General features: G+C 54.3%; 18 protein-coding genes. 4 read left to right on the top strand and 14 right to left on the bottom strand.

Annotated elements, in window-relative coordinates; all coding sequences use genetic code 11:
• Position 1 precedes the first annotated feature (1 nt).
• The 12 genes from VFO10_RS29245 to rpmH all read right to left on the bottom strand — a co-directional run bounded on the left by VFO10_RS29245 (position 2) and on the right by rpmH (position 12,844).
• On the bottom strand, positions 2–994 hold the full coding sequence (locus VFO10_RS29245; RefSeq protein ID WP_325145570.1) for a xanthine dehydrogenase family protein subunit M: 993 nt from the start codon (positions 992–994) through the stop codon (positions 2–4).
• A complete protein-coding gene (locus VFO10_RS31360) occupies positions 981–1,631 on the bottom strand; it encodes a (2Fe-2S)-binding protein (protein WP_414697047.1) in 651 nt (216 codons plus the stop codon). Before VFO10_RS31360 ends, VFO10_RS29245 begins: the two co-directional genes overlap by 14 nt.
• A gap of 638 nt (positions 1,632–2,269) precedes the next feature.
• Entirely contained in the window at positions 2,270–3,214 is a 945-nt protein-coding gene (locus tag VFO10_RS29235) for an SGNH/GDSL hydrolase family protein (RefSeq protein ID WP_325145568.1), read from the bottom strand.
• A 182-nt stretch (positions 3,215–3,396) separates the two neighbouring features.
• The gene (locus VFO10_RS29230; protein WP_325145567.1) at positions 3,397–4,269 is read right to left on the bottom strand and encodes an outer membrane beta-barrel domain-containing protein; all 873 of its coding nucleotides are present in this window, start codon (positions 4,267–4,269) and stop codon (positions 3,397–3,399) included.
• 271 nt (positions 4,270–4,540) lie between these two features.
• Positions 4,541–6,319 (bottom strand): phospho-sugar mutase, encoded by a 1,779-nt coding sequence (locus VFO10_RS29225; protein ID WP_325145566.1) that lies wholly within the window; start codon positions 6,317–6,319, stop codon positions 4,541–4,543.
• 81 nt (positions 6,320–6,400) lie between these two features.
• The gene (locus VFO10_RS29220) at positions 6,401–7,933 is read right to left on the bottom strand and encodes an aldehyde dehydrogenase family protein (RefSeq protein ID WP_325145565.1); all 1,533 of its coding nucleotides are present in this window, start codon (positions 7,931–7,933) and stop codon (positions 6,401–6,403) included.
• A gap of 178 nt (positions 7,934–8,111) precedes the next feature.
• Complete coding sequence (gene mnmE, locus VFO10_RS29215) at positions 8,112–9,539, bottom strand: tRNA uridine-5-carboxymethylaminomethyl(34) synthesis GTPase MnmE (RefSeq protein WP_325145564.1); 1,428 nt, start codon at positions 9,537–9,539, stop codon at positions 8,112–8,114.
• Positions 9,529–10,278: a R3H domain-containing nucleic acid-binding protein gene (locus VFO10_RS29210; protein ID WP_325145563.1), complete on the bottom strand. Its 750-nt coding sequence runs from the start codon at positions 10,276–10,278 to the stop codon at positions 9,529–9,531. The genes mnmE and VFO10_RS29210 overlap by 11 nt, the downstream gene beginning before the upstream one ends.
• Before the next feature lie 71 nt (positions 10,279–10,349).
• The gene (yidC, locus tag VFO10_RS29205; protein ID WP_325145562.1) at positions 10,350–12,023 is read right to left on the bottom strand and encodes a membrane protein insertase YidC; all 1,674 of its coding nucleotides are present in this window, start codon (positions 12,021–12,023) and stop codon (positions 10,350–10,352) included.
• Positions 12,020–12,229, bottom strand: coding sequence for a membrane protein insertion efficiency factor YidD (gene yidD / locus VFO10_RS31355; protein ID WP_141730913.1), 210 nt, complete (start codon positions 12,227–12,229; stop codon positions 12,020–12,022). Before yidD ends, yidC begins: the two co-directional genes overlap by 4 nt.
• 54 nt (positions 12,230–12,283) lie before the next feature.
• Positions 12,284–12,673, bottom strand: coding sequence for a ribonuclease P protein component (rnpA, locus tag VFO10_RS29200; RefSeq protein ID WP_325145561.1), 390 nt, complete (start codon positions 12,671–12,673; stop codon positions 12,284–12,286).
• Positions 12,674–12,694: 21 nt separating this feature from the next.
• Entirely contained in the window at positions 12,695–12,844 is a 150-nt protein-coding gene (gene rpmH, locus VFO10_RS29195; RefSeq protein WP_141730911.1) for a 50S ribosomal protein L34, read from the bottom strand.
• Between the two features lie 212 nt (positions 12,845–13,056).
• On the opposite strand from rpmH, the gene VFO10_RS29190 reads away from it, so the two are divergent.
• The 3 genes from VFO10_RS29190 to VFO10_RS29180 are packed head-to-tail and all read left to right on the top strand — an operon-like array spanning position 13,057 to position 15,776.
• Positions 13,057–14,241 carry a hypothetical protein gene (locus VFO10_RS29190; protein WP_325145560.1) on the top strand — a complete coding sequence of 395 codons (1,185 nt, stop codon included), beginning with the start codon at positions 13,057–13,059 and terminating at the stop codon, positions 14,239–14,241.
• A gap of 15 nt (positions 14,242–14,256) precedes the next feature.
• Positions 14,257–15,384 (top strand): alanine racemase, encoded by a 1,128-nt coding sequence (gene alr, locus VFO10_RS29185; protein WP_325145559.1) that lies wholly within the window; start codon positions 14,257–14,259, stop codon positions 15,382–15,384.
• A complete protein-coding gene (locus VFO10_RS29180; RefSeq protein ID WP_325145558.1) occupies positions 15,381–15,776 on the top strand; it encodes a hypothetical protein in 396 nt (131 codons plus the stop codon). The genes alr and VFO10_RS29180 overlap by 4 nt, the downstream gene beginning before the upstream one ends.
• Here VFO10_RS29180 and VFO10_RS29175 read toward each other — a convergent pair.
• Both VFO10_RS29175 and VFO10_RS29170 read right to left on the bottom strand, forming a co-directional pair.
• Entirely contained in the window at positions 15,773–16,519 is a 747-nt protein-coding gene (locus tag VFO10_RS29175; RefSeq protein WP_325145557.1) for a HEAT repeat domain-containing protein, read from the bottom strand. The two genes, VFO10_RS29180 and VFO10_RS29175, sit on opposite strands and share 4 nt — an antisense overlap.
• 31 nt (positions 16,520–16,550) lie before the next feature.
• Positions 16,551–16,976: a NifU family protein gene (locus VFO10_RS29170; RefSeq protein ID WP_325145556.1), complete on the bottom strand. Its 426-nt coding sequence runs from the start codon at positions 16,974–16,976 to the stop codon at positions 16,551–16,553.
• A 170-nt stretch (positions 16,977–17,146) separates the two neighbouring features.
• On the opposite strand from VFO10_RS29170, the gene VFO10_RS29165 reads away from it, so the two are divergent.
• Positions 17,147–18,184 carry an NTP transferase domain-containing protein gene (locus VFO10_RS29165; RefSeq protein WP_325145555.1) on the top strand — a complete coding sequence of 346 codons (1,038 nt, stop codon included), beginning with the start codon at positions 17,147–17,149 and terminating at the stop codon, positions 18,182–18,184.
• Positions 18,185–18,206 lie beyond the last annotated feature (22 nt).

The raw sequence follows: 18,206 nt of genomic DNA, 5'->3' as shown, positions 1-18,206 counted from the left end.
TTCACCCCCAACGCTGGCCCGAACTGGCTTCCTGCAGCGCCCGACGCAGGGCTCGCTTGGCCAGATCTATTTTAAAAGCATTCATCTTCCGAGGCACAGCGCCCTGCATGGCGGCATCGGCCGCTTTCTGAAAGACAGCATCCTCAGCACGCCCTCCCTTCAGAATCGCTTCCGCCGAGCTTGCAGGCCAGGGGCGCGTCGCCACTCCTCCCAGAGCCACACGACTCTCGCGAATCGTCGACCCGTCCATGACAAGGACGGTGGCCGCGGATACGAGGGCAAAAGCATAGGAACTGCGATCACGGACCTTCACATAGCGCGAGGTCTGTCCTTTCAGAGGCTCCGCAAGCTCGACCCCCAGAATCAGTTCATCGCGATTCAAGACCGTCTCCTTCTGCGGCGTATCACCCGGTTCCAGATGAAAACTGCGAATCGGTATGCGTCGCTCCTGCGTCGGACCTTGAATCACAACTTCACCGTCCAATGCGTTCAACGCCACGGCCATATCCGAAGGATGTGTGGCAATGCAATGGGGGCTTGTTCCCAGGACAGCATGCTGTCGCGTCCATCCCTCCAGGGCGGAACAACCCGATCCGGGATTTCTTTTGTTGCAGGCAAACGTCGGATCATTGAAGTAAACACAGCGGGTCTTTTGCAGAAGATTCCCGCCCACCGTCGCCATATTGCGAAGCTGCGGAGACGCTCCGGCCAAAAGCGCTTCGGCCAGGAGCGGATAGTTACGCTGCACGGTTTCATTCTGGGCGACATCACTATTCAAAGCCAAGGCCCCGATGAAAAACCTCTTGTTCCGCATCTGCATGGTCCTAAGAGGCAAAGCATTGATATCAATCAAGACCTCGGGCTCCGCCACGTGAAGTTTCATAAGATCAAGAAGGTTGGTTCCACCGGCAATGAACATGGCTTTTTCATGCGCACGCATAAGATCCATGGCGCCCTGTACATCCTTGGGCTGGAAATATTTAAAGGCTTGCATGCTTTCCGCCTCCTGTCCGCACATCCTGAATCGCAGCGACAATGTTCGTGTAGCATCCACAGCGGCAAAGATTCCCGCTCATGGCCTCCCGAACATCCGCGTCCTCCGGCCCACAGCGTTCCTGCAGCAAGCCGGCCGCTGCCATGATCTGGCCCGAAGTGCAGTAGCCGCATTGAAAACCGTCATGCTTGATGAAGGCTTCCTGGATAGGGTGCAGAGTCTCCCCCTGAGCCAGGCCTTCAATGCTGGTGATCCGACGACCCTGATTCATGACGGCCAGGGTCAAACAGGAATTGATGCGCCGCCCATCCACGAGAACCGTGCAGGCGCCGCACTGTCCATGATCACAGCCTTTCTTCGATCCCGTCAGATTCAAATGATTGCGCAAAGCATCCAGCAGCGTCACGCGCAGATCCAAATTCAAACTATGAACAACGCCGTTGACCTGCAGCTTCATCGGCGTCCCGATCGCAGGTCCTGGCTCCTGAGCGGGGGAATTGCCTGCATTCTGGCTGAACCCCGAATCATTCCAACCCAAAGCCGCGAGACTTGCCAGGGCCAAACCGGTCAAGACAAAATGCCGACGATTCAGATCCAGGAATGAAGAGGTCTGGTTTTGATTCTCGGCTTTCTTCAAAAACGCAAGAGATGAGGTCAGAAACTCAGGCGTCGGTGAGACACCGGGATGGTTCAGATAACGCCAACGGATGACGCCGTCAGCATCCACCACAAAAATCGCTTCCTTGCCTTCAACACCAAATGCCTTCGTAAGAAGACTATGAGCCCGCTTTTCGGTGACTATGGGAAAATGCAGATGTCCCGCGCGGTCTTCCAGGTCGCACGAAAGCCCCTTCGATTGCAGCGTGAGCAGCCGCGCATCGGGTCCAAAAATCTCCACAAGGATATCCTGATAAGACTCCAGCGCTTCCCTGCGAAAAGGATCCCAGCCCGACGATGGAAAGACCAGAAGAAGAGGCTGTCCCAGCAAATCATGCAAAGGTCGCCGCTCTCCATCATACTCGATCAGCACATTCGGAATTCGATCGCCTATGTATAAAATCGACATTTTTCTTTTGCTCCCTGAACATATGCCGTTGGCAAAATCGTTCGCGAATTTTCGCGGAGCCGACTTTGCGCGTCCAGGTGAAAAGCATTCTTTGCCGGGAAAATAAGGATTTATTGACGATGAAGGTCTGCACCTACACGTGAAAGGACGAAAGGATCCCCGACTCAAGCCTAATGAAAGACTGAAGCGGGAATCCTGAACCTCATACTTTACTGTAGTGCTTCCAGAATACGATCAGCAACCTGCTTATGGATGCGCGTGCTGGGATGAAAGTTGTCGAAATAGAAGTAATCAAACGAAGCAGCGACTGAACATCCGTTGACATAACCATCAGCCTGGGACCAGCAGGTATCCGTCCGATTGGTAAAACCTGCAGCAAAGGACGTGGCCTGGATCACATGCGCCTCGTGATAGATATCGAAGAATCTCACCTGACCGGAACCCTGCAGTTCGAGTTCACGCACAAGTTTTTCAAACTGAGTATTAAAACGTTTCGTCAGCTCCTTGACCTGCTTTTTCGCTGAAGGATGGATCTGAGCCATGAGTTCCTGAATATAAGGTGAAGCCTCCAGCTCCGGTGCATTCACCAGCAGCCAATTCCTGGCTCCCAGACTCCGCAGGAAACCCAGCTGCTGCCGCACCGAGGCAATCGCCTGATCAATCTGCTGTTCGGCATCTGCCATATTCTGAGTAACCGCAACAGTCTCAATCGCCGAACGAATATCATTCGCCCCGATCATCACCGTTACCAGATCACTTTCCTGCAGCCCCGCTCCACTCGCCTGCAGCTTCCCAGCTAAAGCATAAACCTGAGCCGGGAAATCAAAAGGAAAGGCATCATGATCCATCTGAGCCTTGGCTCCGATAAACGCATAATTCGTTCCCCCTAAAAAAGAAGGCAGCGCCTGCAATCCCAGCTGATTCGCCACATACTCCATCGCGACGGGACCATTGCTCGCCCGTCCGAGGGGAATGGGATAAAAGCTCTTGGAATATTCTCCCGGCAGGCCGCCGATTCCCTGCTGCAAAAGTGCAATATGCAGGTTACCAGCATCGGACAGACTGTCCCCAAAAACATAGAGGCGGCTGAAATCACCTGCATAACCCTGAGTTGACAAAAAAATGCCCAGCACACCTGATAGGAGTCTTTTCATCAGTGTTCTCTCTATTTGTTGCAGATTTTTAAGAAGATAAATGTTTTATCGGGTTCAGGTCACCGGGAGATAAAGGCGGGCAAAGGAAGACCATCACTCTCATAACTTGCCCCAGCAATTTAAGATTGCCAGGGCATCCATCATTCAAAAATTGTGCGCATAAATTTTCGAATCACGAAACATCAGAAGCGAAACCCAATCCCACCGTAAAGCGCAAACAGGTTTTCAAAACCCTGGTCAGTCGCCAGCAAAGTCATGTTCCGCACATAGATCTTCACATGAAACATCCGACCAAAGTGAAACTTCTGACCCAAACCTAAATTCAAAAGCGGGTTGCTGTCATCCCGAGCCGTAGGCCGACCAGCCTTCCCGTAAAATTGCGGAGTATCCGGCAGCGCCCCGATCTGATTATTATTCTCAGCCGCTTTCACCGGATCGTTAGCCGGATCCGTCGGATCGATATAAACTCCACGCGGCCGTTTCCCGTTCTTGAGAACCTCCTGCTTTTTATAAAACTTCGACTGGGCCAACCCCACGCCCAGCTCCAGGAATAGATCGAAATAACTCGTCGTCCCGCCCAAACTGAAAAGCTGCTTGCCATAAACCGGCGTCCAGATCGCATTCGCCATCAGGATCTGCTGGATCTCGCGAATGGGCACATAAGCGGGTCCAAAGCGCGGAAACTGGTCGTTATTCTTATCCGCCGCCTTCAGGTTATCATTCCCGCAGGCCACGCCCACTTCATTGCTGGGGTCGTAATAGAAGTTCTCGATACAGGTCCGCTCGGCCTTGTCCTGATTCACGCCAGTATTCACGACAAAGGAAAAACCAAGGGTTTCATTCAAAAAATACGAGGCGTCCGCCCCAAGGAGGAAGGTATTCACATAGGACTGGTTCATCACAAAACCAACCGCGGGGAGCCCGAGCTCAAAGCGTTCGGACTTCGGGTAGAGCTTGTTCATCACCACATCGCGGCCTTCGGTGGCTTTTCTATAATCGGCCGATGCGTGGGTTGCCGCACAGAGTAAACCGATTCCAAGCAAAAGTTTTTTCATGAAGGCCTTCCTTGTCAGGGACGCAAAGCCGCGAGGGCTGGGCACTATTTCTTATCCGCGACGCAAAACCACACAGGCGGGGCGCGATCAGACGCCTGATGCCTGCTGAAGCAGGGCGCGACCAAACGCGTGTCACCTGCTTATTGTACCATGGCTAACGCGGACGAGGGATAGGGCTCGCCAGGAACCCGAGGCGGGGTCCCGGCTTTCGATTTGGGGCCTATCGGAAAAAAACGAAAAAACTTGAGCCTTGCCGTAAGAGTCCGCCGCCTCAGGACCGGGCCATCGCGTTGAACGCAGCTTCAAGCTCCGTCAAACGTTTGGCACAACCGGCCTTGGCTGATGATAGCTCAGCCGGCGATGCGGTCTTGCTCAGATTTTCATGAACCGAGAAATAAAATTTGATCTTGGGCTCGGTACCCGAAGGTCGGGCGCTGACTTTGGAGCCATCCGCCAGCACAAACTGCAGAACGTTGGAACGCGGCTGATCGTAAACCTTGGTCGTGGCCTTGCCCTTCTCAAAGCTGATCTCCTTTTGCGCGTCCACATCACGAAGGATGCGAACTTCCGAACCCGCGATCTCACGCGGCGGATCCGAACGCAGCCGTTCCATCATCTGCCGAATGCGATCGGCACCCTCTTTTCCAGGCAGGGTCAGAGTCGCGAGCGACTCCAGATAAACACCATGGCGCAGATAGAGTTCATCGAGCACCATGCTCAGGGTTTTACCCTTGGATTTATAATAGGACACCATCTCGGCCGCGATACAGCACGCGCTCACGGCATCCTTATCCCGCACGAAAGTTCCGGCAAGGAACCCGTAGCTCTCTTCGCCGCCGCACACATACTGGCGATAGGGCTTGCTGCGGCCCTTTTCGATATCATCCACCAGCTGGCAAATCCATTTGAATCCCGTCAGGGTCTCTTCACAGGTCGCACCATAATAATGCGCGATATCCGCCTGCTGATCGGTGGTCACGATCGTTTTGATCACCAAAGGATTGGCCGGCATACGACCGGAATCCTTCATACCGGACAGATAAAAATCAACCAGGAGCGAACCGATCTGATTGCCGTTGAACACCCGATAATCATCGCCTTCCCGCACGACGATACCGATACGGTCCGTATCCGGGTCCGTCCCCAAAACAAGATCGGCCTTCAGCTTCTTGCCAAGTTCAATGGCCATATGCATCGCTTCAGGCTCTTCCGGATTCGGATACTTCACGGTGGGAAAGTTGCCATCCGGTTTCGCTTGCTCGGGCACCACGGTCACATCCTTGAAGCCCCAACGTTTCAAAGCTTCGGTCACGGGATACGCGCCTGTTCCATGCAAAGGCGAATAAACGATCTTGAAGCCTTCCCGTCCCTCTTTGCGAACGGAAAGCTTATCGACTTCCTTGAAGTAAATTTCATCGAATTCCGCGCCGACCTCATGAATCAAACCCTTTTTCACACCTTCCGCAAAGGGCATGAAGCGAATGGATTCATAATTCGTAAGGGCCGAATAGCGCCGAATCACCGCTTCATCATGCGGTGGCACGATCTGCCCGCCAGTTTCCCAGTAAACTTTGTAACCATTGTATTCAGGCGGGTTGTGGCTGGCCGTCACGCAAACGCCACCCTTGCATTTATAATGGCGAACCATAAAGGAAAGCATCGGCGTCGGCCGCAGTTCCTTTGTGATATAAGCATGAATGCCATTGGCCGCCATTACACCGGCCGTGGCTTCCGCAAACTCGCGCGAGAAATGCCGCGAGTCATAGGAAATCGCAATCGCCTTCTGCTCGGGCCCCTTGAAAAAGGCATTCAGCTCATCCGCAAAAGCCTGAGTCGCCTTGCGGACGTTATAAATGTTCATCCGAGCCGTGCCGGCACCGAGGATGCCACGCATCCCGCCTGTACCAAACTCCAGATCCCGGTAGAACCGTTCGGTAAGTTCTTTTTCATTGTTGCTTTGGAGTAGCCCGGCGATTTCCGTGCGGGTCTTTTCGTCGAAAACCTGGGAAGTGGACCAATATTGAGCGAGTCTCTGAATATTGTCTTGCAAGGGGGCACCTCTTTTGCGCTTCGTTGGATCGGTGCTCAACGCACACAAAGCCATAGAAGCACAAAAGGATGCCCGGCTCAATCAGTCTAATTGCGGCCAGGCGGCAAATTCTGACAACTCACGCGCACTGGACTGACACGCTTGTGGATAGGCGAGCAGGTAAGCAATACCTAAGCCATTGAGGCGGTAATCACCACAAAGCTTGCGGCCCGCGACCGGCAGGTTCACATCCATCCCGACAGTCGGCAGATTCAGAAGCACATTCGGCGCCCGAAGCTGACTGACCCAGGGCTTGGTGCGATCAACCGGACCGATCAGCGAAGTGACAAGCGATGCATCTGTATTATTGGCAGCCTGAATGGCCTGATCGACGTCACGATAGGCATAGATCGCCACGTCCGGGCACATCAGCACATTGCTTTGATAGGAACTGCTCGAATCCATATCAGCAAAGAAATGCACGCCCGGCGTTACAAAATAGCCCGCAGTGCCCGCATTGTAGACCTTGCCCCAGACCCAGGTATCGGAAGCTTCGCGCTTTGCCATGGTCTGATAGCGAAGGAACTTATCCACGGCCTTCTGTGCATAAAGAGGACCGAGGTGGGGATTGTCCGTCCCATCGGTTGGACCGATCTTGAGCGCCCGCACCGCACGAACCATTTCCTTTTTGAATTCCTCGATCTGGGATTCATGAATATAAACCCGACTGGTCGAGGTATTCAGCTGACCAGCGTTCTTGATCACGCCATACATCACGCAGCGCACGGATTCTTTGATGTCCGCTTCGCTGTCGATAATCACCGCGTTCTTGCCACCTGACTGCAGCAGCAGTGCCCGCGTAATCTGTCCCATGTAATCACGACGAATCGTATCACAATGTTCCCGTGATCCCGAATAGATCACTGCCTGGATTCTCTTATCCTGCAAGGTCTTCACAAAGGTCTGGTAGTTACCGAAGACAAGGTTCACCGCACCCCTGGGCAGTTCCAGCTGATTCACCACACAACCAAAGAGCACGCCCGACAGCACAGCATGGGATGAAGGCATGGCGAGCAGGGGTGAACCTGCGATCATGGCTCCGGCAAAGCTCTGCACAAAGGTGGCAAGGGGTGTGGAGAAGGGCAGGAACGCAACGGTTATGCCGTTGGACTGCAGGTTGAACTCGGTATCCGGCCAGGCCAGCTGCACAGGGCCGAGCAGCGATTCGCGAATCCGGCCGCTTTCCGCCAAAACCGCATCCAGCTGCTGGCAGGCACTATGAAAGTCGGCCTGGGCCTCCCAGCGCGGTTTCCCGGCCTCAATGCAAAGAGCATCCACGATCAGGCTCTGGTAGTCCGTAATCACCTGCCTGAGGCGTTTCAGATACTCGACGCGCTTTTCCATAGGCAGGGCGGACAGCTCCTTCTGAGCTAAATCTGCCGCGTCTATAGCGGATTCCACAATTTTCTTGCTGACTAAGACTTTGACGATGGCGTCACCGCGGGAGGGATTGAAAGATCCCTGTAATACCTCAGACTTGGAGTCGAGGCTCCATTCGCCACCGATAAAATGCCCCGGAAAATCCAGGGGAAATCGCCGTTCCTGGAGCGCCTGAAAGAAAGCTTCAAAGCCCATGGTCTCCCCCTTATGATTGGCGATTCTGGGCCCCGCGTTTCGAGAAAGGTCGACTGCACGCGTGCCCGACGCCTTTTACGTTTTCGACTTTTTTGCGGAAAATCTCGACTCTCCTCAATTGTATGGGGAGAGCCCATTGAAGTCTAAGCTATTTTTGGCCGGAAAGCATAAGGTCGTTTTATTTCCCGACGCAAAAATCTCGAAAGATTTTATCCAATACGTCCTCGACATCAATGGTGCCAAGGATACTGCTCAAGGCCCGGGCCGCATTTTGCAGCTCAAAGGCCAAAAGCTCATCGTAATGGCCCGCCTCCTCGGCAGTAAAATACGCGATAAGATCCGCCTTGGCGGTTTGCAATGCAGCAAGATGACGAGCGGAACTCACGAAGGGTTCTTCGCTGAGTTTTCCCACAAAACCGTCAACTCTTTTTACAATCTCTTGTTCCAGTTGTTCAAGTCCCCGTTCGGCCTTGCAGGAAATGGTCACATAATTGTTGGCCCACGCGGGAACGCCAAGGTCGGATTTCGTGAGAACGCGCACACAGCGCTCCTGGCCCAGCTCTGACTCCAAACGGTCGGTTTCCGCACGATCTTCGGGCCCGGCATCGGCTGCATTCAAAAGAAGAATAAGATCCGACTCCTGGGCCAGCTCAAGTCCGCGGGCGATACCCACCTTCTCGACCGCATCCTTGGCATCACGCACACCAGCGGTATCCACCAAACGAATCAAGCGGCCTTTGATACGACAAGGCTCTTCCAGGTAATCGCGGGTGGTGCCGGCATGTTCCGTAACGATCGCCCGCTCTTTTCCCAGCAGCGTATTCATCAGCGTGGATTTGCCCATATTCGGTCGGCCCAAAATGGTCACCATCAGGCCCTGCGCGGCCACGCGCCCACTGCCGTAACTCTCTTCGAGCTTTTGAATGCGCTTCATGACTTTTTCCACGCGTTCATGCACCATGGAAAGGTCCACGTCCTGCGTATCGCCCTCATCCGGAAAATCAATGCGCGCTGCGAGATAGGCCATGGATTCCACAAGGCTCGCCCTCAGGTCTTCAATCGTGCGCGCGAAACGTCCGGTCGCCAGCTGCCGCGCCGCGAGCCACTGCTGCTCCGTCTGGGCTTCGACCAGCTGCTTGATGCCTTCCGCCGAACTCAGGTCCATTTTTCCGTGAAGGAAGGCGCGGCGCGTGAATTCCCCAGGTTCCGCCGGACGGAAACCATGGCTATAGAGGATCTTGAGAATGCGGCCCACAATGTAAGGCCCGCCGTGACAGTAAAGCTCCGCCGAGTCCTCGCCGGTAAACGATGCCGGACCATGAAAGACCGCGGTCATCAGCTCATCCACCACGGTTTGCTGCTCAGGATCCATGAAGTGAGCCATCATCATCATACGAGGCGCAGGGGCGGCTTTCGCACGACGGCGCAGAAGTTTTTCCAGAAGGGGAAGACAGCCCTCACCGCTCATGCGGATCAAGGCAACGGCTGAAGCACCAGGGGTGGTGGCCAGTGCAGCGATCGGTTCGCCCACAAAGCGAAGCCCGGCAGATGCCGGGCTTGCAGTTGGCGACGATGTTTCTGACCTTTTCGGATCGTTAGCGTTCATCACCATACTCGGGTTCATCTTTTTTGCGAATCGGCAGGATCATCAACTTGCGGTTGGGACCCGTACCGATGGATTTCGTATAGACGCGATCGTCTTTATCCAGAGCCATATGAATGATCTTGCGATCATACGAGCTTTTGTAATTCAAAACGATAGGGCGCTTGTTTTCGTGCACTTTCTCGGAAAGATCACGAGCCAGCTCCACCAGATCAGTCTCACGCTTGCGGCGCACGCCCTGCACGTCCACGAAAATGCGGAAAGGCAGTTCGCGTTTGATATGCCGGGGTTTTTTGCGCAGGATATGTTCCAGGGCTTCGGCCAGCTTGCTGTTCTTCATCATCTGACCAGCAAGGTATTCATCATCACAATCAAGGATCAGGCGGTTGCCATCGAGTTCCGCTTTCACCGTCACGGGCTTATTGCTGATGGCGCTGCAAATATCCTGACAGAATTTTTGCAGATCGCGCTTCAGAGCATCGACTTCCTCCGGGCTCAAGGCTTCCACTTCGCCTTCGCTTTCCTGACCGTCGTCGGTCATCAGCTCGTCGATGTCGAGATCCTTCTTCCAGGCGGCGATCTCTATTTTTTTGGCAAGAAAGGAGAAAAGGCCCCCGCTTCCCTGCGATACCACTCTGTAATCGAGTTGATTCTGGTCCACTTGCAAACGAGTCGCGGCCTCGGAAAGAGCTTGATCCAAGGTTTTTGCAGTCACGCGAACTTCATTGCCCTTATTCTGCATCGAGTACTCCTCTGTGTTGGGCCCCGGACAGCGGTGGTACGCTGCTCCGGGCCGCATCCGCCCCTCTCGGCTCAACTAAACTGCTTGGCCAACTTCCTATTGAGCCACTGCTGCTGAATGATCGATACCATTGTATTGGTGATCATATACAGTACCATACCCGCTGGCAGCGACAGCATCATCACGCCGAAAATTACTGGCATCATTAACATGATCTTTTCTTGATTCTTATCCATACCGGGGTTGGGAGTCAATTTTTGTTGCAAAAACATACCCACGGCCAGCAGGATGGGGGTGATGTAATAAGGATCGCGAGACGCCAGATCCGTTATCCAGCCGAAGAAAGGCGCGTGCCGCAGCTCGATAGTCTGTGACAGCAGGTTATAGAAGGCAATGAAGACCGGAATCTGAGGCAGGATCGGCAAACAACCTTTAAATGGGTTCACCTTATTCTGTGACATGAATGCCATCAGTTCCCGTTGCTGACGTTGCGGGTCATCCTTGAACTTTTCACGGATAGCCGTCATCTGCGGCTGCAGCTTCTGCATTTTTTTCATCGATACGGCGGCCGACTTTGTCAATGGATAAAACAAAATCTTGAGCAGAATGGTGATGACAATAATCGCAAGGCCCCAGTTGTGAAGAAGTTTATGCAATTCCTTCAGAACGGCCATAAGCGGATGCGCAAAAAACGAAAACCAGCCGAGTTTGATGCTGTGTGTGAGCGCAGGATCGTGCGCCGCGAGAATGTCCCTTTGCTTTGGTCCGAAATATCCCGTGAGGTCGACGGAAACCGTGGATCCTGCATCGACCAGACCGAATTTCTGCCAGGCCAGGATCGTGGTCGGGCAGAAAAGGGCATTGGCTTCCGCTGAGCGCTGCAAGAGATAATTCATCGGCTGACCTTTCGCCCACAAGAACGAAAGGAAGTAGTGACGATCGATTCCGATGTAATCAAGCTTCTCGCCGCTCAGGTTGAAAGCCGTGGGATCCGCATCTTCCTTGCAAAGGTCATGAACCAGCATGTCATGCGTCTTGCCGTTCAGGCTGTACACATAACTCGTGGCGCTGGCGGGATTGCCTCCGAAAAGTCCACCAAAAAAACCGCCGGCCTTGGGAGGCTGAGCCACGTTTTCCTGGATCAGAGCGCCACCGGAAAGTTCCTGGGGAACCGCGGCCGTGTTCTTGAAATTCACCTTCACCTGCATACCATAGCCATCATCGGGAATGGTGAAGATCTGCTCGATGGCCCAGTTATTTTCCGCGCGACTGAAGGTGATGGTATTGCCTTCACGTTTCGCGGCGAAACCTTTGTTTCCGAGTTTATCCTGAATGTTGGTCGTGCCCTGCACCACCAGCGGACTGTCGAGCATTTCCACCTGGTAGCCGGATTTTTGATCCTGAGCGTAATCCTTCAACTGAATGCTGCTGACAGCGCCAAGGTTCTGATCGAAACGAATCACCCGGGTCTTGGTGTCGAAGGTCAGCTCCTGGGGAGTCAGCGCCGCAACTTGAGCCGGAGCCAGTGCAGCAGCCGCTTCCGGAGTCGATGCTGCCGGAGTCGCAGGCGCCGCTGCGTTCGGTGCAGGTGTCGTCGGCGTTGGAGCCGGCACAGGTTCTTCGACTACCTCACCGCGATTGCCCGCGTAAAAGTCGGGATACTTGCTCTGCAGATAGGTCATGTAACCCATAAACAGAAGCGTACAGATAAACACAGCGACAATAGACTTCTTATCCCAATTCATGGAAGGTCCACTCCTCCTGGGTGCCACGGATGACACTTAAGTATGCGACAACAGATTTTCTTGATGGCTACGGAAAAGGGGTCCTTTTCCAGACAAGCAACGGCGTAGCGGGAGCAGCTCGGATAAAACCGGCAGCGTGGTCCCAGGAGCGGCGCCAGGCAAATCTGGTAGATTCTGATGGGCACGATGAAGATACGCCCAATCATGCACAACGCTCCCCGATGTGGCGTGAAAAGATAAAAGCAGGGGGCTGGCATCAATCAAGACAGCGGCTGAACGGGACTCAGCATCTTTCCACCCGCCGGACGCTGCAGTCGATTCTGCAAACGGTCCAGTGCCGAATGAAAAGAACGCGCGACCTCGTCAAAGTCAGCTTCCGCCGCCAAACCACGTGCGATCACGACAAGGTCGAGACCCTCAGGTTTGTGCAGCCGTGTCCGATAGATTTCGCGGAGGCGCCGCTTCACCAGGTTTCTGATGACAGCACTCCCGACTTTCTTCGACACGATAAAGCCGATTTTCGACAAAGTCTCATCATTGCGTCGACCGATCAAGACCAGATGCGGGGTCACCACTTTGGTGCCAGCATCCATCGTCCTGGTAAACTCGGCTCGGCGCAGCAGTCTTTGCTGTTTTGAAAACTCCAGCATGAATTTCTCTGGAGCGTCAGGTTACTTTTGATAGATCGTTGGAACGAGGCGTTTGCGGCCTTTGGCGCGGCGACGACGCAGAACTTCACGTCCACCAGGGGATTCCATACGGGCACGGAAACCGTGAGTACGTTTACGTTTCAGATTGCTCGGTTGAAAAGTGCGTTTCATTATTTACTCCTTAATAGCAACTGCCCCACGACTCACACATTTTGAATAATGCGCCCTGGAAGAGGCGCTTTACGTTGAGACAGCCGCGAGACTGTATCAGAACCCCTAAGGCATGGCAAGTTCTCTGAAAACCCTGAGGCCCATCATTTTCCACTTGAAATAAGTCAAAAAAGCTACTAAACATAGCCAAAACGACATTGGAGTGTGCCACCATGGTAAGAGCACTGGCGTATTTTGTGATATTTTTCAGCATGTTACAAACGCGCTTCGCATCGTTGGATGCTGCTCCCTATGCCCTGGAACTGGAACCTGTTCGCATTCAAGCGGATCTCGATGGAACCGTTAAAGTTGCTTACCTTGAGCCCTGCGGTGCCGAGTTCGCCGGCTTTGCTTATCGGGTCGAGTCAGGCAATGAGCTCAAGGTGGCCATTGTGCTGCGTCGCTATCACGCACGATGCATGGGATTGCTCGGAATGCAGGAGACCACGCTCCCGCTGATTAACGCAGCCAACTATGCCGGCATCACGCCCATGAATCCTAGTCAGGAGCCTTTGATCCTCGCTGCGGCTCCGATTCAAAATCTGCATTTCACGCGCAATTCCAAACAAGATCTCATGGCCACGGGTCATGCCGTCTATACCTCGCAGTGCGGCGAGGCTCGCGCCCTCTTCGTCATGCCGGAAGCCACCGGAATGCGCTTTGGGATCCTGGAAAGCAGCACGACGCGCCCCTCAGCCTGTAACCGCACCACCCAGGTTTATTCCCTGGCTGGCCTTGATACAGCCCAGCTCGGCAGCTTCCAGCTGATGCAGACGCCCACGGCTGAAAAAAGCCCCGACTATACGCTGCGCCGCGTTCCTGTTCAGCTCCTGAGCACCAATGCCGTCGAACCCCTGACCAAACGCTACGAAGTTTACTATCTGCGCCGCTGTAACGAGGCTCCCATCGGACTCGTCCAGCAGAACGACAAGAATAAACTTCAGGTTTCCATGCTGGTCGCTCATTACCCTGACATGAGCTGCTCCGATGATGTTCCGAAAAAAATCTGGACGGCCTTTGAGCCCGGCCTCACGGTGCCAAGCCCCAAGGTGGCCCAGGGCCTGAGACAGAGTCCCCAGGAGGACCTTACTCTGGTGCGCCCCACAAGCTTTCGCTGGAATGAAACGAAAACTGTCAGCGGTCGCGCGAATTTGGAAATTTTCACACTGAGCACCTGCAATCGCGATCTGGGTTTGGTCAGCCGTCCCAATGAGGCCGGATTGGCCGTTGGCATCCTCCAGCTGCAGAGTGCCGAACCGTGCAATTCACCGCTGAAAAAGGTAAGCTACGCGTATGACCTGGAACTTCGTCCTGAGGCCAGTCGCGATGTGAAACCTTTGCAGCTGCTTGGGACCTGATGCAAAGGAAAGTCTGTGCGCTGCTGGATCGAACTCAATGCCGCCGCTCTGAAACGTAACATCGCAGTCTTCCACAAACTCGCCGGCACAGCCATCATGGTGCCGGTGGTCAAGTCCAACGCTTACGGCCATGGCCTCAAGGAAACTTACGATATACTCGCGAGCACGCAGCCCGAATGGTTCGGCGTGAATTACTTAAGCGAAGCGGCCACGCTGAGGCAGCTCGGCTATAAAAATCGCATCCTCGTCGTGGGACCCATTCATCCCAAAGCCTGCGCGGAAGCCTTTGAGCTGGACGCTGATATTTTCCTGGGCGAGGAAAGCACACTCCAGGAGTGGATTCAAACTCCCGCCGCCCAAAAACCCCGCGGCCACCTTAAGATTGATACCGGCATGTCCCGCCAGGGTTTTCTTCCGGATCAGGCTACGTCCTTGATCGCACGTCTTTCACCTCACAAGGAAAAACTCGTGGGCATCTGCAGTCACTTCTCGAACGTCGAGGACGTTTTGGAACAGACCTATGCCAATCAACAGATGGATGCCTTCACCAGCGTCGTGCATCAGTTCCGCGCGGCCGGCTTTCAGCTGCTTTCCCACATAGCCGCGAGTTCCTCGGCTCTGATCATGCAGGCCAGCCGCTTCGATCTTGTGCGGGTCGGTATTTCAATTTACGGCCTTTGGCCCAGTCGCGCGACGCAGCTGTCCTTTCTGCAAAGCTTCGGCAAGCTCGTCGATCTGGAGCCGGTTTTGAGTTGGAAAACGGAAGTGGCCATCGTCAAAGGCGTGCACGCCGGCCAGTTCATTGGCTACGGCTGTACCTATAAAGCTCTGCGCGACATGACCATTGCCGTCCTGCCCGTGGGTTACTATGAAGGCTATCCGCGGCTCGCCAGCAATCGCGGTCATGTGCTGATTCACGGTCAGCGCTGCCCGATCGTGGGCCGCATCTGTATGAATATGATGATGGTCGACATCTCCCATGTCTCGCATGTGAAGACCGGCGAGCCTGTGACGCTGATCGGCAGCGATGGCCCTGAGCATATCGAAGCCGCGCACATCGGGGAGTGGGCCGACACCATTCATTATGAAATCGTCACGCAATTGAATCCAGCCATTCCACGTCGTGTTGTGAGTTCATCATGATCCATCCGCACCGTCTTTGCCAGCTGGAGCTGCATTCGGAAAATATTCGGGCCTCGATCGACTTCTTTGCTGAAATCTTCGGCTGGCCTGCGGTTCCGATCGCGATTCATGAATACACCGTGCTGGCCGTGCCGGACGATTGCCGCTTCGGCATCAGCATCGTCGGTCATCTGCCGCAGGAACATCACCCTTATAGTTCGGGCGTGGTGCCTTATTTTGAAGTGGATGGTGATCTGCCCGGAATTTTGGAAAAGGTCGAGCAGTTGGGCGGCAAGCAGGTCTGGGGCCCACGCCCCATGCCGGGTTACGGTCAGCTCTACTGCGTGGAGGATCCGGGCGGGATTCGCATTGGAATCTATGCGCGCGAGGACAAGGCCGCGCCCCCTGATTAGGCGCGAATTTCGAGCATGCCGCGGGAGTTCACGCGAACGCCATCGGCAACATAACCGTCGGCAAATTCCTGGGGATTATCCACGGTCCAGTTGCGATCCACGTAGGCTTGAATGACAGCCTGACGGACGCGGCGGTTTTCCGACGAATCGTCTTTCAGGAATTTTGTGATCTTCGGTTTGATGGCGTCGGTTTTCTGCGCGATCAAAAATTCCGCAGCTGCGAAGCGCACGCGCTCATCAGGATCGTTCAAGAAGTGAGCAATCTGATCCACAGAATCCGGCACCTGGTATTCACGCAGGTAGCAGAGGATGTCGTAATTTTTATCCACGGCTCCCTGATCAAACGCCACATCGTTATAATCCAAGGCCGCTTTCAGGGATTCGACAACCAGCGACTCTTTGCCAAGGGCTTTGAGGCATTTGATGGGCCAGGCAATCCGAGTGGTTTTCTTCAACCAGTCCTGCAGGAAGGGAAGAGCGGCTTCACCGAAGCGGGCAACGCCTTCCTGAGCCAGTTCCTTCTCACGGGTATCGTTGATACCGTGCTCCAGACTGTATTCAAAGCGGTGCAGAAGCAGAGGAACAGCCTGATCAGGCTCCTTCACTTCCCTGGCCAGATATTCCAGGGCAGCCCAGCGATCTTCCCGAATGGCTTTGGCATTGCGTACCAACTTGCCGGCGCGATCAATACGCTTGGTTTTACGGGATGCGAAATATTCCTTGATGCCATCAAAAAGTGCCATGGTTCCTGTCCCTCGTTTGGATCACCAGCCTCTAGTCTAATACTGGAAATACATCCAGCAAGACGTCTTCACCAAATTTATCTTGCAGATCGCGCTTGACGCCGTTCATCAAGGTCAGTCTGGACGAGGGACAACCCTCACATCCACCACCGAGCCTGACCTGGGCAATGCCGTCCTGATAGGCTTCGAGCCGTGCATAACCGGAATGCAGCGCCAGCATATCGGACACAGGACCTTCCAGATAAATTGCAATCTCCTGGGCGATTCCTTCAAAACGATCAGACGTGAAAGGCTCCAGGCTACGACCCGTTGCATCCATGCCCAAAAGCTCTTTCATGGCGGCCAGGACCTCGTCCTCGTTCGTACCTTCGGTGATACGTCCCGATGGTTCATGCACGGCGCGCCAGTGCCCTGGGCTTTCCTGATCGACGGTGACTGCGGGAAGAGAGTTGGTCATGAAACATAATCCTCGAACGAAACGACTCAGGCGGCAAATCCGCCGTTTTATCATACCTTATCTACACCAGCATGGGGCATGGATCAAGGAGACTCTCAAGGATAAAGACTTTTTGAGCCCAGGGCTCTCGGATATAAAGGAGCTTTCAACACTGACCAGGAGTTTGTCTGATGCGTGCTGAATCCCGCCAACTCGCTGCTATTGTTTTGGCCGCAGGCAAAGGGACCCGAATGAAGAGTCAGCTCCCCAAGGTCCTGCATCCTTTGGCTGGCGTCCCTATGGTGGGGCGGGTGGTTTCCACCTTAAATAGCATAGGCATCCAGGACATTTGCGCCGTCATTGGCGGCGAACTGGAGCAGCTCAGTGCCTGCCTGGAAAACTATCAGCCTTTGACCCTGACCGTACAAACCGATCGCCTGGGAACCGGAGAAGCGGTCGCCTGTGCGGGCTTCGGTTTCAATAACACCCCTGTTCCTAATTACGCCAAAGGCTACTGGTGGAGCGGCACGAAACTGGATTGCAAACATGTGCTCATCTGCGCCGGCGACACGCCCGCGCTGGATGGTCAGGTTCTGCGTTCCTTTTTGGATTCCTGCTTTTCCAGGGATAGCCGCCTCGCCGTCCTTGCCATGCGCCATCCCCAGCCGCGCGGCTATGGTCGCATCCTCACCGATGATCAGGGGCAATTGCAGGCTATCGTCGAGGAAAAGGATGCCACCGCAAGCGAGAAAAAAATCGACATCTGCAATTCGGGGGTGATCTTTGCGGAAAAGGATCTCCTCTTTTCTTTGCTGGGCCGTCTCACGACAGCCAATGCGCAGAAGGAATATTATCTGACCGATTGCTTTGCCCTCGCCAGAAAGCAGGGCATCGGCGCGGACGTTTGGGTCACCGATCATTACGAAGCCTTCGATGGCGTCAACGATCGCCGCCAACTGGCTGATTTGGAACAAAGAATTCTGCGCCGCATTCGGGAAAACTGGATGCTGCAGGGCGTCACCTTTCAGCTGGCCGAGAGCACGTATATCGAAGACACTGTCCTCATCGGCGAGGATTCCGTGATCGGACCGCACTGTTCCCTTTTGGGCCGCACGCGAATCGGCAAATCGTGCGAGATCGGTAGCCATGTCTGCTTGAAAGATGTAATCATTCCAGATGGCACGAAGGTTCCCCCTGGAACCATTCAATCCTCTACCACTGCTTCCTGACCCTGTTTGAGGAGTTCCTAAA

This window comes from Oligoflexus sp., assembly GCF_035712445.1.
Taxonomy (GTDB): Bacteria; Bdellovibrionota_B; Oligoflexia; order Oligoflexales; family Oligoflexaceae; genus Oligoflexus.
Note: the sequence above shows the minus strand (reverse complement) of the source record. Positions and strands in the feature narration are given on the sequence as shown.

Excerpts from the sequence above, each read along its gene's own strand:
- VFO10_RS29245 (WP_325145570.1), bottom strand. The coding sequence starts at position 994 with ATGCAAGCCTTTAAATATTTCCAGCCCAAGGATGTACAGGGCGCCATG.
- VFO10_RS29235 (WP_325145568.1), bottom strand. The coding sequence starts at position 3,214 with ATGAAAAGACTCCTATCAGGTGTGCTGGGCATTTTTTTGTCAACTCAG.
- VFO10_RS29230 (WP_325145567.1), bottom strand. The coding sequence starts at position 4,269 with ATGAAAAAACTTTTGCTTGGAATCGGTTTACTCTGTGCGGCAACCCAC.
- VFO10_RS29220 (WP_325145565.1), bottom strand. The coding sequence starts at position 7,933 with ATGGGCTTTGAAGCTTTCTTTCAGGCGCTCCAGGAACGGCGATTTCCC.
- mnmE (WP_325145564.1), bottom strand. The coding sequence starts at position 9,539 with ATGAACGCTAACGATCCGAAAAGGTCAGAAACATCGTCGCCAACTGCA.
- VFO10_RS29210 (WP_325145563.1), bottom strand. The coding sequence starts at position 10,278 with ATGCAGAATAAGGGCAATGAAGTTCGCGTGACTGCAAAAACCTTGGAT.
- yidC (WP_325145562.1), bottom strand. The coding sequence starts at position 12,023 with ATGAATTGGGATAAGAAGTCTATTGTCGCTGTGTTTATCTGTACGCTT.
- yidD (WP_141730913.1), bottom strand. The coding sequence starts at position 12,229 with ATGATTGGGCGTATCTTCATCGTGCCCATCAGAATCTACCAGATTTGC.
- rnpA (WP_325145561.1), bottom strand. The coding sequence starts at position 12,673 with ATGCTGGAGTTTTCAAAACAGCAAAGACTGCTGCGCCGAGCCGAGTTT.
- rpmH (WP_141730911.1), bottom strand. The coding sequence starts at position 12,844 with ATGAAACGCACTTTTCAACCGAGCAATCTGAAACGTAAACGTACTCAC.
- VFO10_RS29190 (WP_325145560.1), top strand. The coding sequence starts at position 13,057 with ATGGTAAGAGCACTGGCGTATTTTGTGATATTTTTCAGCATGTTACAA.
- VFO10_RS29180 (WP_325145558.1), top strand. The coding sequence starts at position 15,381 with ATGATCCATCCGCACCGTCTTTGCCAGCTGGAGCTGCATTCGGAAAAT.
- VFO10_RS29175 (WP_325145557.1), bottom strand. The coding sequence starts at position 16,519 with ATGGCACTTTTTGATGGCATCAAGGAATATTTCGCATCCCGTAAAACC.
- VFO10_RS29170 (WP_325145556.1), bottom strand. The coding sequence starts at position 16,976 with ATGACCAACTCTCTTCCCGCAGTCACCGTCGATCAGGAAAGCCCAGGG.
- VFO10_RS29165 (WP_325145555.1), top strand. The coding sequence starts at position 17,147 with ATGCGTGCTGAATCCCGCCAACTCGCTGCTATTGTTTTGGCCGCAGGC.